General features: G+C 36.4%; 13 protein-coding genes and 2 tRNA genes. 3 read left to right on the top strand and 12 right to left on the bottom strand.

Going from position 1 to position 14,914, the window contains the following annotated elements:
• The first annotated feature begins 160 nt into the window (after nucleotides 1-160).
• Nucleotides 161-613, top strand: coding sequence for a MarR family winged helix-turn-helix transcriptional regulator (locus LRP84_RS03655; RefSeq protein ID WP_230573831.1), 453 nt, complete (start codon nucleotides 161-163; stop codon nucleotides 611-613).
• A gap of 2 nt (nucleotides 614-615) precedes the next feature.
• Nucleotides 616-1,032: an organic hydroperoxide resistance protein gene (locus LRP84_RS03650; RefSeq protein ID WP_230573830.1), complete on the top strand. Its 417-nt coding sequence runs from the start codon at nucleotides 616-618 to the stop codon at nucleotides 1,030-1,032.
• Between the two features lie 24 nt (nucleotides 1,033-1,056).
• Here LRP84_RS03650 and yihA read toward each other — a convergent pair whose 3' ends face one another.
• From yihA to LRP84_RS03615, 7 genes are all read right to left on the bottom strand, one after another.
• Entirely contained in the window at nucleotides 1,057-1,653 is a 597-nt protein-coding gene (gene yihA / locus LRP84_RS03645) for a ribosome biogenesis GTP-binding protein YihA/YsxC (protein ID WP_230573829.1), read from the bottom strand.
• Nucleotides 1,650-3,980, bottom strand: coding sequence for an endopeptidase La (gene lon, locus LRP84_RS03640; RefSeq protein ID WP_230573828.1), 2,331 nt, complete (start codon nucleotides 3,978-3,980; stop codon nucleotides 1,650-1,652). The genes yihA and lon overlap by 4 nt, the downstream gene beginning before the upstream one ends.
• 208 nt (nucleotides 3,981-4,188) lie before the next feature.
• Nucleotides 4,189-5,859, bottom strand: coding sequence for an ATP-dependent protease LonB (lonB, locus tag LRP84_RS03635; RefSeq protein WP_230573827.1), 1,671 nt, complete (start codon nucleotides 5,857-5,859; stop codon nucleotides 4,189-4,191).
• 250 nt (nucleotides 5,860-6,109) lie between these two features.
• Nucleotides 6,110-7,375 carry an ATP-dependent protease ATP-binding subunit ClpX gene (clpX, locus tag LRP84_RS03630; protein ID WP_230573826.1) on the bottom strand — a complete coding sequence of 422 codons (1,266 nt, stop codon included), beginning with the start codon at nucleotides 7,373-7,375 and terminating at the stop codon, nucleotides 6,110-6,112.
• Between the two features lie 265 nt (nucleotides 7,376-7,640).
• Nucleotides 7,641-8,924 (bottom strand): trigger factor, encoded by a 1,284-nt coding sequence (gene tig, locus LRP84_RS03625; protein WP_230573825.1) that lies wholly within the window; start codon nucleotides 8,922-8,924, stop codon nucleotides 7,641-7,643.
• A 328-nt stretch (nucleotides 8,925-9,252) separates the two neighbouring features.
• Entirely contained in the window at nucleotides 9,253-10,257 is a 1,005-nt protein-coding gene (locus LRP84_RS03620) for a protein-tyrosine phosphatase family protein (protein ID WP_230573824.1), read from the bottom strand.
• 225 nt (nucleotides 10,258-10,482) lie between these two features.
• Entirely contained in the window at nucleotides 10,483-10,731 is a 249-nt protein-coding gene (locus tag LRP84_RS03615; protein ID WP_230573823.1) for a hypothetical protein, read from the bottom strand.
• 302 nt (nucleotides 10,732-11,033) lie between these two features.
• Here LRP84_RS03615 and LRP84_RS03610 point away from each other — a divergent pair, with 302 nt between their 5' ends.
• Nucleotides 11,034-11,648 carry a PH domain-containing protein gene (locus tag LRP84_RS03610; RefSeq protein WP_230573822.1) on the top strand — a complete coding sequence of 205 codons (615 nt, stop codon included), beginning with the start codon at nucleotides 11,034-11,036 and terminating at the stop codon, nucleotides 11,646-11,648.
• A 517-nt stretch (nucleotides 11,649-12,165) separates the two neighbouring features.
• On the opposite strand, the gene LRP84_RS03605 is transcribed toward LRP84_RS03610, so the two are convergent.
• The 5 genes from LRP84_RS03605 to LRP84_RS03585 form a co-directional block, all read right to left on the bottom strand.
• Nucleotides 12,166-13,131 (bottom strand): COG4705 family protein, encoded by a 966-nt coding sequence (locus LRP84_RS03605; protein ID WP_335379610.1) that lies wholly within the window; start codon nucleotides 13,129-13,131, stop codon nucleotides 12,166-12,168.
• A 330-nt stretch (nucleotides 13,132-13,461) separates the two neighbouring features.
• Entirely contained in the window at nucleotides 13,462-14,031 is a 570-nt protein-coding gene (locus LRP84_RS03600) for a hypothetical protein (RefSeq protein WP_230573821.1), read from the bottom strand.
• Between the two features lie 124 nt (nucleotides 14,032-14,155).
• A tRNA-Arg gene (locus tag LRP84_RS03595) sits at nucleotides 14,156-14,229 on the bottom strand.
• A gap of 1 nt (nucleotide 14,230) precedes the next feature.
• Nucleotides 14,231-14,304, bottom strand: a tRNA-Gly gene (locus tag LRP84_RS03590).
• Between the two features lie 101 nt (nucleotides 14,305-14,405).
• Nucleotides 14,406-14,912 carry a metallophosphoesterase gene (locus LRP84_RS03585; protein WP_230573820.1) on the bottom strand — a complete coding sequence of 169 codons (507 nt, stop codon included), beginning with the start codon at nucleotides 14,910-14,912 and terminating at the stop codon, nucleotides 14,406-14,408.
• Nucleotides 14,913-14,914: the final 2 nt, after the last annotated feature.

Genomic DNA, 14,914 nt, shown 5'->3' with positions numbered 1-14,914 from the left:
TGCTGAAAGAATATCTTTTACTAGCTTCTTTCAATTGAAAGAAAATATGTATGATCATTCCAAATGATTGATTTTCTTTTTGTTTGACATCTTATTGGTTTTATTTTATATTAATTTTACAAAATTAAATTGTGAACAATTTAAAAAGGAGGGGATACTCATGCACGAGAATCCTTTACATCTAGATAATCAACTTTGTTTTTCTATTTACGCTTGTTCTAGAGAAGTCACACGTTTTTATCGTCCTTATTTAGAAGAAATGGGCATTACGTATCCGCAGTACATTACTTTGTTAGTATTGTGGGAACAAGACGGAATAACAGTAAAAGAAATTGGTGAACGATTATTTTTAGATTCCGGAACATTAACGCCTATGTTAAAAAGAATGGAAGGGTTACAACTTGTTAAGCGTGTTCGTTCAAAGAAAGATGAACGAAAAGTATGTATTGAACTAACAGGGCAAGGATCTGCTTTAAAGAAAAAAGCATGTTCATTGCCACAAACAATGGCATCACATTTAGGAATTACAACTGAAGATTATACAACTTTATTAATTCAATTAAACAAATTAATTGAAACAATGAAAACAATAAATGATAGAAAAGAGGAATAAACATGGAAACATTATATACTGCTACTGTAAAAGCAATAGGTGGACGAAACGGAAAAGTAATCTCTGAAGATGGTGTATTAAACCTTGATGTAAAAATGCCCAAAGCATTAGGCGGTATGGGCGGGGAAGCAACAAACCCTGAACAATTATTTGCAGCAGGTTATGCAGCTTGCTTTGATAGTGCATTACAGCTTGTCATTCGTACGAAACGCGTAAAAATAGAAAGTACGGAAGTAACGGCTCACGTATCAATTGGCAAAGATACAGATGGTGGATTTAGGTTAGCTACGACATTAGATGTACGTGTAGCTGGTGTATCTCACGAAGAAGCAACACAATTAGTAGAAGCTGCACACGGGGTATGTCCATACTCTAAAGCAACAAGAGGAAATATGAAAGTGACATTAAACGTACTATAATACATAAAAAACGTGTGACGAATGTCACACGTTTTTTGTATTTGTAAACTTATGAATCGCTTTCCACGCTTCTTCTTTCCCAAGACCTGTTTCTGAAGAGAATAATACAACTTCATCTTCTGGTTCTACATCAAGCGTTTCTTTCACAACTTTTAAGTGCTTTTGCCATTTTCCTTTTGGAATTTTATCGGCTTTTGTTGCAATAATGATTGTTGGAATTTCATAATGCTTTAAGAAATTATACATCATCACATCGTCACTTGTCGGCTTGTGACGTAAATCAATAACAAGAACAGCTGCATCTAGCTGCTTTCTCGTTGTGAAATACGTTTCAATCATCTTGCCCCATGCTGCTCGTTCTGACTTCGATACTTTCGCATATCCATAACCTGGTACATCCACGAAATGCATCATATCATTAATAATGAAAAAGTTTAGTGTTTGCGTTTTTCCTGGTTTAGAAGAAATACGTACTAATTTTTTTCGATTTAAAATTTTATTAATAAAGGATGACTTTCCAACATTGGAACGACCGGCTAATGCGATTTCTGGTAAATCACCCTCAGGGTATTGTTCTGGTTTAACTGCGCTAATGACAATCTCCGCTTTTGTTACTTTCATTTTTTCACTCCTACTAATGCGTGCTCTAGTACCTCATCTAAATGAGAGGCCAGCACAAACGTAAGGTTTTCCTTTACGCTTTCTGGAATATCTTCCAAATCTTTTTCATTTTCTGCTGGTAAAATAATTTTCGTTAAACCTGCACGATGCGCACTTAACGTTTTCTCTTTCAATCCACCAATCGGTAATACACGACCACGAAGTGTAATTTCACCCGTCATCCCTACTTCTTTACTAACAGGAATTCCTGTTAATGCTGAAATAAGAGCTGTTGCTATCGTAATCCCCGCAGATGGCCCATCTTTTGGCACAGCACCTTCAGGAACATGAATATGAATATCATGTTTTTCATGGAAATCAGGATCAATATACAATTCTTCTGCACGTGAACGAATATAACTAAATGCCGCTTGTGCAGATTCTTTCATCACATCTCCAAGTTTTCCTGTTAAAATTAATTTCCCTTTTCCTGGAGATACAGATACCTCAATTGCAAGCGTATCTCCTCCAGCTGCTGTATATGCCAAACCTGTTGCCATACCTACTTGATCTTTCGTTTCAGCTTGACCATAACGGTATACACGCTTTCCAAGCAACTCTGTAATATTCTTTTCCGTTACAACAACGCGCTTACGCTCTTCTGTTACAACAATCTTCGCTGCTTTTCGGCAAAGCTTCGCAAGCTGACGCTCTAACGTACGAACACCCGCTTCACGTGTATAGTAACGGATAATTTCAAGAAGCGCTTCATCACGCACTTGTAAATTCCCTTTTTTCAAACCATGTTCCTGCAATTGTTTCGGAAGCAAATGTTCACGGGCAATATGTACTTTTTCAAGTTCTGTATAACCAGCAATTGAAATAATCTCCATACGATCAAGAAGAGGACCTGGAATGCTTGCCAGCGTATTAGCTGTTGCAATAAACATAACTTTCGATAAATCGTATGGCTCTTCGATGTAATGATCACTAAAGTTATGATTTTGTTCTGGATCTAATACCTCTAATAATGCTGCTGAAGGATCTCCTCGAAAATCATTCGACATTTTATCAATCTCATCTAATAAAAAGACCGGATTGATTGTCTTTGCTTTTTTCATTCCTTGAATAATACGACCCGGCATCGCACCGACATACGTACGACGATGGCCACGAATCTCAGATTCATCACGGACACCGCCAAGTGAGACACGAACAAAATTACGATTTAATGATGTCGCAATCGATTTAGCTAACGATGTTTTCCCAACCCCTGGAGGACCGACTAAACAAAGAATAGGTCCCTTTAATGAATTCGTCAGCTTTTGCACTGCTAAATATTCAAGTACTCGCTCTTTTACTTTTTCAAGTCCATAATGCTCTTCATTTAAAATTTTTTCAGCGCGCATAAGATCTATACGATCTTCTGTTGCCACAGTCCAAGGAAGAGATAATAACCAATCAATATAATTGCGAATCACACCGCTCTCTGCTGAACTTGCCGGCAATTTCTCATAACGATCTAGCTCTTTTAAAGCTGCCTGCTGCGTTTCTTCTGGCATTCCCGATTCTTCAATCTTTTCACGAAGCTCTTCTACTTCGCCGCCTTTTCCTTCTTTATCGCCAAGTTCTTTTTGAATAGCTTTCATTTGCTCACGTAAGAAGTACTCTTTTTGTGTACGCTCCATAGAACGCTTCACTTGCTGACCAATTTTCTTTTCTAAGCTCAATAACTCTTTTTCATCTTGAATAAAAGAAATAAGTGTATGTAATCGTTCTTTCACCGCAGTGATTTCTAAAATCTGTTGCTTTTGCTTCATTTTGAGAGGCAAATGAGATGATACGAGATCAGCTAATCGACCTGGTTCATCAACATCAACAACTGTTGCAAAAGTTTCATCTGAAACCTTCTTAGACAGCTTAATATATTGCTCAAAATACTCAATTAATGTACGCATGAGTGCTTTTTCTTCTAAATCGCCCTCTTCTTCTTCCATTAACGTACAGACATTAGCTGTAATTACATCATCTTCTTCGATGAACTCTGTCATTTCTACTCTATGTAAACCTTCCACAAGGATACGCATCGTCCCGTTTGGCAATTTGAGCATTTGCTTTATTTTTGCTAACGTACCTACTTTATAAATATCATCTTCTTTCGGATCATCGATATTCACGTCTTTTTGCATCGCTAAAAAAATTATATTTTCATCTACAGCTGCCTGCTCGAGCGCTTGTATCGATTTATCACGTCCTACATCAAGATGCAGAACCATCGTCGGATATACGAGAACGCCTCTTAATGGTAGGAGGGGCACGATTCTTTCGTTCGCATTCATATTAGACATAGCACCTCCATAAATATCTTTGTTTCCCTATTTTATATTACAATAAAGCCTTATGCAATCTCAGAGACTCGATACTCTATTACTCGTTAAAGAAAAAGGGACTTCGCTTAAGCATATAACAACTTAAACGAAGTCTAGGATATCCTGCTCTAACAGGCAGTAAAGTTAGCGTCTCTCCCATATGAGCCCGATTGGTTCATCTAACCCTTTACATCGATTGCACGTCACCTTCATCTAAGGAAAGCAATGTATCGCCTTTTGGCTCAATTTTCTCTTTTACAAATGCTAATGCAAATACTTCTTTTAATTTTCTCACAGGAACGATTTCAATACCTTTGATTGTGTAAAGAAAAGGCTGCATATTTTCTGCTGGGATTAGCACTTTCTTTGACCCAGCTTTTTTCGCTGCTTTTACTTTCGCATAAACGCCACCAACTGGTTTTACTTCTCCGTGAATACTAATTTCTCCAGTCATCGCTACTTCATTATTGATATACATGCGATGAACAGCAGAATATACGCCTGTTGCAATCGCAATGCCGGCAGATGGTCCATCAATTGGAATACCGCCTGGAAAGTTAATATGTATATCATATCCTTCTGGTAACAAATCCAGCGAACGAAGGACAGTTACAACATTATCAACAGAACCTTTTGCCATACTTTTACGGCGAATTGATTTCGTTTGATTACCGATACTTTCTTCTTCAACAATCCCTGTTACCACAACGGATCCATTCTCTTTTGCTGGAATTGCTGTTACTTCTATTTCGAGTAGTGCTCCTGTATTTGGCCCATATACAGCCAGGCCATTTACAAGACCAATTTTCGGAATTGGATATACCCGCTTTTCGTATTTCGGCGTCAGTTGACTTGAATGAATGACCCATTCAATATCCTCATCCTTTATAAAAGATCGCCCTTCATTAATTGCCATTCCAGCAGAAATTTGCACAAGATTAATGGCTTCTCTTCCATTCCGTGCGTACATTCCAATCATTTCTATACCCTGTTCACCTAGCTCCATATCCACCTTTTCAGCAGCATTTTTAGCTACTGCTTCGATTTCTCCTGTATCTAGTTCACGAAAAAAGACTTCTAAACAGCGTGACCGAATAGCCGGAGGAATTTCATCTGGAGAACGTGTTGTTGCGCCAACAAGGCGAAAATCAGCTGGTAATCCCTTTTGGAAAATATCGTGAATATACGTTGGAATGAGAGAATTCTCTTCACTATAATATGCACTTTCCAAAAATACTTTACGATCCTCCAACACTTTTAACATTTTATTCATTTGAATTGGATGCAACTCCCCAATCTCATCAATAAATAAAATACCTCCATGCGCATCTGTGACCGCTCCTTTTTTCGGTTGCGGAATACCTGCTTGTCCCATCGCTCCAGCACCTTGATAAATCGGATCATGAACAGAACCAATTAACGGATCAGCAATCCCCCGCTCATCAAACCGAGCCGTTGTGGCATCCAGCTCAATAAATGTTGCAGTCATTCGAAATGGAGATTTCGAGTTTTTCTTTGCTTCTTCTAATACGAGTCGAGCCGCTGCTGTTTTCCCAACTCCTGGCGGTCCATATATAATGACATGTTGCGGATTTGGGCCACATAGCGCAGCTTTTAATGATTTAATACCGTCTTCTTGTCCAACAATATCAGCAAAAGACGCCGGACGAACTTTTTCAGCAAGGGGTTCTGTTAAAGAAATTTCCCGCATTTTTCGAAGTTGCTCTAGCTCTTTCTTTGATTCTCTATCAATTGAAACTTTTTGTGTTCGCTGGTTTTTGAGTAAATGCCAAAAATATAATCCGACAATTACACCAAAGACAAGTTGAACGATTAAAAAAATATTTGTCCAGCTCATACTCATTTCCTCCCGCTATGTTTTACTTATCAGTATCCCCTGGGAGGAAACACGCTAAACATAATAAGAAACAGCAATTATACAATTGCTGTTTCTTATCGTTTATGCTGCTATTCACGGACAGCAATATCCCCACCTCGAAATTCAGCAAAAAGCAAAAAAGTTAGGTGGGGATCAATTACTGGTATATATCCGATTCGTTCCACTCATAATCAGCAGGGATGAAATCCCCACTGATTAAGGTTTCACTTTATGCAGATGTTTTTGTATCTTGTTCAAGTACAGTACCATCTTGAAGCACTAATTTTGGCGTGGCATTCTCTGCTACTGTTTCTTTTGAAATCACACATTTCTCAATATCCTTACGAGATGGGAGTTCGAACATCACATCAAGCATAAGACCTTCAATGATTGAACGAAGTCCACGCGCACCCGTTTTACGTTCAATTGCTTTTTTCGCAATTTCAACAAGGGCACCCTCTTCAAACTCTAATTCAACATCATCAAGTTCCAATAACTTTTGGAACTGTTTCACAAGCGCATTTTTTGGTTTTGTTAAGATATCAACAAGTGCACCTTCATCAAGCGGCTCTAAATTCGCAATAACCGGAAGACGACCAATAAATTCTGGAATTAATCCAAATTTTAATAAATCTTCTGGCAATACATGCGATAAAACATGCTTTTCTGTTACATCAGCATTTTTCTTCTCAGAACCGAAACCAATCACTTTTTCACCAAGACGGCGTTTAATAATTGGTTCAATGCCATCAAATGCACCGCCACAAATGAATAAAATGTTTGTTGTATCAATTTGAATAAACTCTTGATGTGGATGCTTACGACCACCCTGCGGAGGAACGCTTGCTACAGTACCTTCTAAAATTTTAAGAAGTGCCTGTTGCACACCCTCACCAGATACGTCACGTGTAATTGACGGATTTTCTGACTTACGTGCCACTTTATCAATCTCGTCAATGTAAATGATCCCTTTTTCCGCTTTCTCTACATCATAATCAGCTGCTTGAATAAGTTTTAGTAGGATGTTTTCTACATCTTCCCCAACGTATCCAGCTTCTGTTAAAGATGTTGCGTCAGCAATTGCAAATGGAACATTTAAAATACGTGCTAACGTTTGTGCCAGTAACGTTTTACCGCTACCAGTTGGTCCAATTAAAGCAATATTACTTTTCGCTAATTCTACATCATCAATTTTGCTGTTAGAATTAATGCGCTTGTAATGGTTATATACCGCTACCGCTAAAGCCTTTTTCGCTTGATCTTGTCCGATTACATATTCATCCAAAATTTCACGAATCTCTACTGGTTTCGGTACATCTTTGAATTCTACTTCTTCATCTTTTGCAAGCTCCTCTTGCACGATTTCTGTGCAAAGTTCTATACATTCATCACAAATGTAAACACCAGGACCTGCAACAAGCTTTCGAACTTGCGTTTGTGTTTTACCACAGAAAGAACATTTTAATTGCCCTTTTTCATCATTAAATTTAAACATATTTTCACACCCCTTACAAAGTGCTAATACCTTGCCTTCGTATGTACACGATAAATGTATCGTATGTAAATACATATTATGTCACTACGTGGCGAGAAATACAAATAATACGGTTAGTTATGTACAATTGAAAAAATTTTGAAACTTTTGAAATATGTATATTCGACTTTCGAAGAATCTTTTCCTTCTTCATAATAAAAATGATTTACAAATATATATATATTTATAAAACAAGGCACGAGCAATGTCGCGCCTTGTTATTTTATTATGCAGTCTTGCTGTTATCTACTAAGAAATCTACTGCTTTACGAACTTGAAGGTCTTCTTTTACACCCTCAACGTTACCAAGAGCTTGTTTCACAGCGTCTACTGGCATGTTGTACATTTCAGCCATTTTTTCAACTTCTGCATTTACTTCTTCTTCTGTTACTTCAATGTTTTCAGCTTTGATGATTGCTTCAAGAACAAGGTTAGTTGTTACGCGTTTTGCTGCGTCTTCTTGCATTTGTTCTTTTAATTTTGCTTCATCAGTACCTGTGAATTGGTAGTAAAGCTCTAAGTTCATGCCTTGGTAGCTTAAGCGTTGCTCGAATTCGCGAACCATGCGATCTAACTCAGTTTCGATCATTGCTTCTGGAATGTCAATTTCTGCATTTGCAGCAGCTTTTTCTACTACTTCGTCACGAAGTTTGTTATCAGCTTCTTGTTTTTTGTTCTCTTCTAAGTTTTCACGAAGTTTTGCTTTTAACTCGTCAAGAGTTGCTACTTCTTCGTTTGCATCTTTCGCGAACTCATCATCTAAAGCAGGAAGTTCTTTCACCTTAATTTCATGAACTGTCACTTTAAATGTTGCTGGTTTACCAGCTAGTTCTGCTGCATGGTATTCTTCTGGGAATGATACTTCCACTTCTTTTTGTTCGCCAGCTTTTAGACCAACTAATTGCTCTTCAAATCCTGGGATGAATGTACTAGAACCGATTGCTAAAGAGTAGTTCTCGCCTTTTCCACCTTCGAATGCTTCGCCATCAACGAAACCTTCGAAGTCGATTACAGCTGTATCACCGTTTTCTACAGTGCCATCTTCTTTAACTACAAGCTCAGCTTGACGCTCTTGTAAAGATTTTAATTCATTCTCTACATCTTCATCAGCTACAGTAGTATCAACTTTTTCTACTGTTAAGCCTTTGTACTCGCCTAATTTCACTTCAGGTTTTACAGTAACTTTTGCAGTGAAAATTAAGTTTTCCCCTTTTTCGAATTTCTCGATGTCGATTTCAGGGTGAGCAACTGGGAAGATACCAGTTTCATCAATTGCTTCTCCGTATGCTTTTGGTAAGATGATATCTAAAGCATCTTGGTATAAAGATTCTACACCGAAGCGTTGTTCGAATAGAGGACGAGGCATTTTTCCTTTACGGAAGCCCGGTACATTAATTGTTTTTACAACTTTTTTGAACGCATCGTCTAAAGAGTTGTTTACTTCTTTCGCATCAACTTCGATTGTTAAAACGCCAACGTTACCTTCTAATTTTTCCCATTTTGCAGCCATTTATTCTTTCCCTCCAACTATAATAATGTATGCACATACCTTTAAAGATCGAGGCATTTATCATTTCTAATAAAGAAACAACAAACACTCTGAAAAGCTGATGTATTCAGCTTTTCCATCCGTTATGAAAACTTCGGACGTATCATTCTCAATCTACTATTTGCCAAAAAGACAAATACGGTATATTTTGTTCGAGAATAATATGAAACATATAAGTAAGAGAATATTTGTTTCTATTCTCTTATAAAAAGGCAGATTTCAGCCTTTTGCAACCCTTACATTATAACATAGAATACTCTCGTTTCAATAACCGAAACATTCTTTTTCATTATACTGGCATAAATCCTTCTTTCTCAATACGTAAAAACCACTGATATGCAACATGATATTCTTCAAGTGTAATATCATACTCTCGAAGAAGCTCATCCTCATGAATCGGCATTCCAAATCGTTTTCTTCCAACTCTCTCTAAAACAGCTGCCCATAACTTGTCTTTCTCTATTAAGAAAGGAAACGGAAAGATGCTTGTTTGCATTTCTTTCCAATATGCAACAATCGCCTCATACATCGTTGGATTATCATGCTCTAAGCGATCAGACAATATATGTAACACTTCTTCTGTATCATATGGATTATAAGATAAATTAGCCGGTATGACCGTTATTGTCTCACCGAATTTCTCCACATCTATGCTTTCTTGTATTCGATTTTCCATTAATATGTATAAGATAGAAGTTTTAATATACGGGTGTTTCGTTTCATCTAGTAAAAATGTACGCAGCGCCGGCAACGCGCTTTCGACATTTCTATTCGCAAGCCCATTTATCGCCCGCAATTGCTTTCCATAATCACCTGTAAGCAAATCGTCTGCAAACGCAGATTCATCAAAAAATACATCATTGTCTATTTCTACTACTTCTTCACCATCTAGCATGCTCTTTGCAAACAATGCAAGTTGTGCTAATTTCTCTTTTTGCTCTTCTGTTATTTCTTTCGTTTGTAAAACGGAATGTACCGTTTCAATAATGCCTTCATAATCATTTGTTTGCACTAAAATCGTAACATATGTCTCGAGAATATCTTGAAATAAGAGTCCCCCTGTTTCAAGCAATTCCTCGCATCGCTCTTTCGCTTCTTTCGTTTCCTTTAATTCTAGTAAACAAATAACTGAAGCCAATTCTGATTGTTCTGTCTGTGCCCCGTACTGGCGCAACATTTCGAAGCATGTTAACGCTTCTTCAAACCGACGTTCACGCAATGCAATAAATCCTTCGTCGATAAATCGCGCTGACAACTGCGGAAATAATACGACCGTACTTTCTTTTTTATCCATACGCTCGCCTCTTTTTTTAGATTTTCAATACACTTCAAAGTTAATATAACAAATGATAGTTCAGAACACAATCTTTGGAATCTGTTCGTTTTTACTGAGAAAATACCGATTTTTGCTATATAAAAATCGAATATATTGCCTAGAAATACGAAAATAAAACTTTTATAGCAAATGAGGATTCTACAAGAGAAAATAAAAAACTCTCAGCTACCGGCGCGAAGAGTTTTAATGGAAAGCTTTTATAATAATAGGGTATATAAAGAGGGTTATCATTTGAAGAACAATAATTGTCATCACAATAATGCTAAAAAAGAAAATAGACTTACTACGTTTCATTAATACTATAATAATCATTATCGTACTGATGATCAAACACATAAAAAATACACTTATGCTTGAACTTAATAATCCAATTGGAAACATAAATAATAAAACAACACTACAAATTCCAATAATACCAAGTAACCATTCCATCCCTTATCCCCTTAAATCTTTATTTATGCAATTAATTGTTTTATCACATTAATCATATCCATCAATTTATCATAGGCAACAACTCCAAAAGCAATTGATAAGGCTGTTATAGCTAAACCTTTCACTATTTCTTCCCCTCGCTTCGTCTATGTTGCCTTTATTATAAAATTTTTAGAAATAGTTACCATCGAATTTTCTTACATATACCTTACATAATTGTAAGATTTCTCAAAAAACACTTCTCTCATGTTATAATAAACTCGAAATGATTCAGAAATTTCAAAACGAAAGGGCGATATACAATGTTTAAAAAAGTAGCAGCTGATATGCTTGGTTTAAGTGATATTGGGTCCGTTATTACCCCTGCTGATTATGATAAAGTAGATGCTGATGATTATGTCATGCATGAAGAAAACGAAAAAATTTATTTTTTAATCAAATCAAAAACAGATGAGTATTGCTTTACAAATACAGCTCTTATTCATGTTGACGGAACAAGTGCGGTAAGTAAGAAACGTACACTTCGCCGTTATAATTACAACACTCATAAAATTTCTAACGTTCTGCTTGAAACAGCAGGGACAGTAGACTTAGATATTGAGATTAAATTTAATATGGGCGGAGAGCATTACTCCATCGACATACATAAAAAACATATTGAAGAAGTAAAAGATTTATATAAGGCGCTTCTGAAGATCGCAGAAATCACTCATGAAAATGATATCGCAACGCAATACGCACATAAGAGCCTGGAAATGGCATCCTCTACATTAGGCAACGTAAGAAATGCCGAAGTAGATGTAGCAGCACAGTTTAAAGAAATTAATCAAATTGCGTTCAATTGGCTTGTTGATACAAAGAAACAATATAATGTAAAAGATTTTGGCTTTGTATTTGAGAAGTTTATTAACAATTAACCTAAACTAATTTTGCTTTTAATTCTTTTTCTAATAACTACAGTTTTTCTGTAAAATTCATTGAAAACATAAAAATAGCCATCCTTTCATGGAGTATCCATGAAAGGATTCTACACCGTTAAGATAGGCATGGATAGCATCTAATTTCGTTTCCAAAGAATATTTGGTCATAAAAAAAACTGCATCTCCAATTGTTCATTGTGTCTAACAATTGGGGTGCAGTTCAGATTTGCGATTCCTAAAATTTTTATTTATTTGCTCCGTTTATGACACTAAGCGAATTGTTAAGTGCAGATTTGCACTTGTTGGCATCAGGGTTCGATGAACGAACTGCTGCTAATACAACGTCAATAGTTCCATCAACTTTAGTCCATGTTGTGCCATCTATTTTCCTAAGTTTAGACTCCGACGCGTCCCTTTCATGTTCCAAATCGTCAGCCTCTTTTTTCGCCGAAGTAAAGTCATTTGAGTTTACATGGTTTAGCATATCACTTTCAATTTTAACAAAATCTGTTAATTATCCAACTAATGTAGTTTGTGCAGAATCGGTTTGCGGTGCTATATTATTACTGAGCCAAACATAACCGCCTATGCCAACAACTAAGAAAATGCACAGTGCCACAATGGTTTGTGTCAAAACATTTTTCTTGTTTCCATTTGCTTGGTTTGTTTCTGCTGTATCACTTTTTGCCTTTGTATCAATTTTTGTAACAGCAAGAAAAACGATTATCGCTAAAATAGCTATAAGAAAAATTACACTAGTAACTGTTGTCCCCAAACCTAACCCGCCATTCATTTTTGGTTGAGATAGGTAATCTCCTAATGACGCTCCGAGTGGACGAGTAAGAATATACGCAATCCAAAACGCTAATACCCCATCAAGTTTCAAAAATTTCCATGCCAAAAATACACAACCAATTATAATAACGACTATTATTCCTGTGTAAAGATAACCAAGACCGAGTTGTTCGGAATATAAATCTCCGACTGCTGTTCCAAGTGCAAATGTGAAAAGAATGGTCAGCCAATAGAAAACTTCTCTTTTCCTTGTATAAATCGAGTGTATCGAGAGTGTTTTTTCACTGAGATACCAAAAAAGAAAAGTTAAACCTAGCAGCACGGAGAAAACTACCGTACTAAACTCAAGAGGTACTCCCATACTGTCTGTCAAATTATCAGTTACCAACGTTCCAAATACGCTTATAAGAACAACAGTTAGCCAATAAATGCCTGGAACATATTTAGTTGCTCTGAATTGAAGATACAATACAACGAAAAACGCTATTCCCATAATTATGGTAGTGAAAGTTAAACCAAATCCAAGGTTGAAATTTAGGAAATCAGCAAATGTTTCACCGACAGTTGTGCATAAAACTTTGATTATCCAGAAGAAGATCGTGACTTCTGGAACCTTATTCAACATCTGCCGGTCTAGTGACGGGGCGGCAGCGACTTCATCAGAAAAGGATAAATTTTTTGCCAATGAACTCATCTCCTTTTTATTGCATTTAAGCCGATAATCAATGTCTCAAACCATTTCATGATTCTCGTTTATTCATTTAATGATTATCACAAGACCTAGTCCCTACTTTAATATCTTTTAATGAAATTCGTCTGAAAATCTAATTAAATCTAAATGAGAAATTTATTAAAAATTACTGTAGCATCATAAAAAAGGAAAGCATTCTTTATAACAAGTTCTCTTCTAAGGGAGTTATAAAAACAAATAAAATAACAATCATTTAACACTAAAAAAAGCATCGGTTTTATCACCTATGCTTTTACTTTTTTATTATATTAAATAACACAATTACTATTTCTTATTTAAGTCAAATCGAGCTATTTCTTTACCATCTAACATCACTAATAGAGAAGCATATAAAGCATAATTCTCAAGTTTTTTCAATGTTTCTTTTGGTGGAACTCTTAGTGGAACTTGAGAGTTTTCTTCGCTTACACCTAAATCGAAAGTTAAAATATATTCCCCATTTTTATCAGGTTTGATTTCTCCGTCAAAGGAACTTCCAAAACCTACACCCGTTCCTTCATATGCAGAGGGGTCAAAAATATTAAAACCTACTATTTCTTTGGAGGTATCCACTAATTTATCATTAGGCTCAATTTTCACTTGTAAACCTTTATCACCAATCCCTCCAATTTTTTGCTTCCCATTATTTTTAATTTTAAACTCATAATATAATGTCGTTGGTACAAGCTCCTGCCCTTTCTTATCACCTTCTGTTATACCTATGGCACCAACCTTATTTTTATCGGTAATTATATCAACTTTTGAATTTACAAGTTCTAAAGATGGTTTAGACGAGCAAGCTGTCAAAAGAGTAAAAAACGCTATAAAGCCTAAAAGCATTATAAATCGGTTCATTTCAAATCCCCCTTTTAACCATCCCTATACTCGTATTATTACCATTCTACTGTCTCACGCAAAAAAGAATGCGTTTAAAACAAATAAAAAACCTTGTTATCAAAAGATAACAAGGTTTTTTTAGCGTCCCAGGAGAGATTCGAACTCCCGACCGACGGCTTAGAAGGCCGTTGCTCTATCCTGCTGAGCTACTGGGACATGGAGCGGGTGAAGAGAATCGAACTCTCGACCAGAGCTTGGAAGGCTCTTGTTTTACCACTAAACTACACCCGCATGATATGAAATTTTTTCTAATGTCTCATCGACAGTCTTTATTATATTATTACCAATAACTAAAGTCAACATTTTTTTCAAATAGAGTGAAGAAAAATTCTTCACTCTATTTGAAACGTTTTTTGGGCTACAATTGCACCGTCTAACGTAAGAAAACGAATCTCTATTTCGCTTTCTTGTATTTCTAATAAAGCAAATGTTTTTTCTCTTCGCGAGCGCGGCAAGAGAATACTTCCTGGATTGATAAACAATATATCGTCTATGATTTCTACTCCTAATATATGCGAATGACCGAAGCAAACAATATTTGCCTCAGCTTCTTTCGCACGATATAAAAGTGTTTGCAGCGTCATTTTAATATTGTATAAATGGCCATGCGTTACAAGAAAACGTGTGCTTTGCACATCTGTGATGATGTCATTTGGAAAATCACCAGCAAAATCACAATTTCCTTTCACCACATGAAACCCTTCTAGTTCGGAATGATGAGATGTTAATTCAGAATCACCGCAATGAATCATCACATCTACGTTTCCCTCATACCGCTCTTTTAATTGCTTTAGCTCTTTCACAGAACCGTGACTGTCGCTCACAATTAACGCCTTCATCG

It is taken from the genome of Bacillus rhizoplanae (assembly GCF_917563915.1).
Taxonomy (GTDB): domain Bacteria; phylum Bacillota; class Bacilli; order Bacillales; family Bacillaceae_G; genus Bacillus_A; species Bacillus_A rhizoplanae.
This window is presented reverse-complemented; position numbering and strand designations above follow the sequence as displayed.

Coding starts and splice junctions, on each gene's coding strand:
- LRP84_RS03585 (WP_230573820.1), bottom strand. CDS start 14,912: ATGAAGGCGTTAATTGTGAGCGACAGTCACGGTTCTGTGAAAGAGCTA.
- LRP84_RS03615 (WP_230573823.1), bottom strand. CDS start 10,731: ATGGAATGGTTACTTGGTATTATTGGAATTTGTAGTGTTGTTTTATTA.
- lonB (WP_230573827.1), bottom strand. CDS start 5,859: ATGAGCTGGACAAATATTTTTTTAATCGTTCAACTTGTCTTTGGTGTA.
- LRP84_RS03620 (WP_230573824.1), bottom strand. CDS start 10,257: ATGGATAAAAAAGAAAGTACGGTCGTATTATTTCCGCAGTTGTCAGCG.
- LRP84_RS03610 (WP_230573822.1), top strand. CDS start 11,034: ATGTTTAAAAAAGTAGCAGCTGATATGCTTGGTTTAAGTGATATTGGG.
- tig (WP_230573825.1), bottom strand. CDS start 8,924: ATGGCTGCAAAATGGGAAAAATTAGAAGGTAACGTTGGCGTTTTAACA.
- LRP84_RS03650 (WP_230573830.1), top strand. CDS start 616: ATGGAAACATTATATACTGCTACTGTAAAAGCAATAGGTGGACGAAAC.
- LRP84_RS03600 (WP_230573821.1), bottom strand. CDS start 14,031: ATGAACCGATTTATAATGCTTTTAGGCTTTATAGCGTTTTTTACTCTT.
- lon (WP_230573828.1), bottom strand. CDS start 3,980: ATGTCTAATATGAATGCGAACGAAAGAATCGTGCCCCTCCTACCATTA.
- clpX (WP_230573826.1), bottom strand. CDS start 7,375: ATGTTTAAATTTAATGATGAAAAAGGGCAATTAAAATGTTCTTTCTGT.
- yihA (WP_230573829.1), bottom strand. CDS start 1,653: ATGAAAGTAACAAAAGCGGAGATTGTCATTAGCGCAGTTAAACCAGAA.
- LRP84_RS03655 (WP_230573831.1), top strand. CDS start 161: ATGCACGAGAATCCTTTACATCTAGATAATCAACTTTGTTTTTCTATT.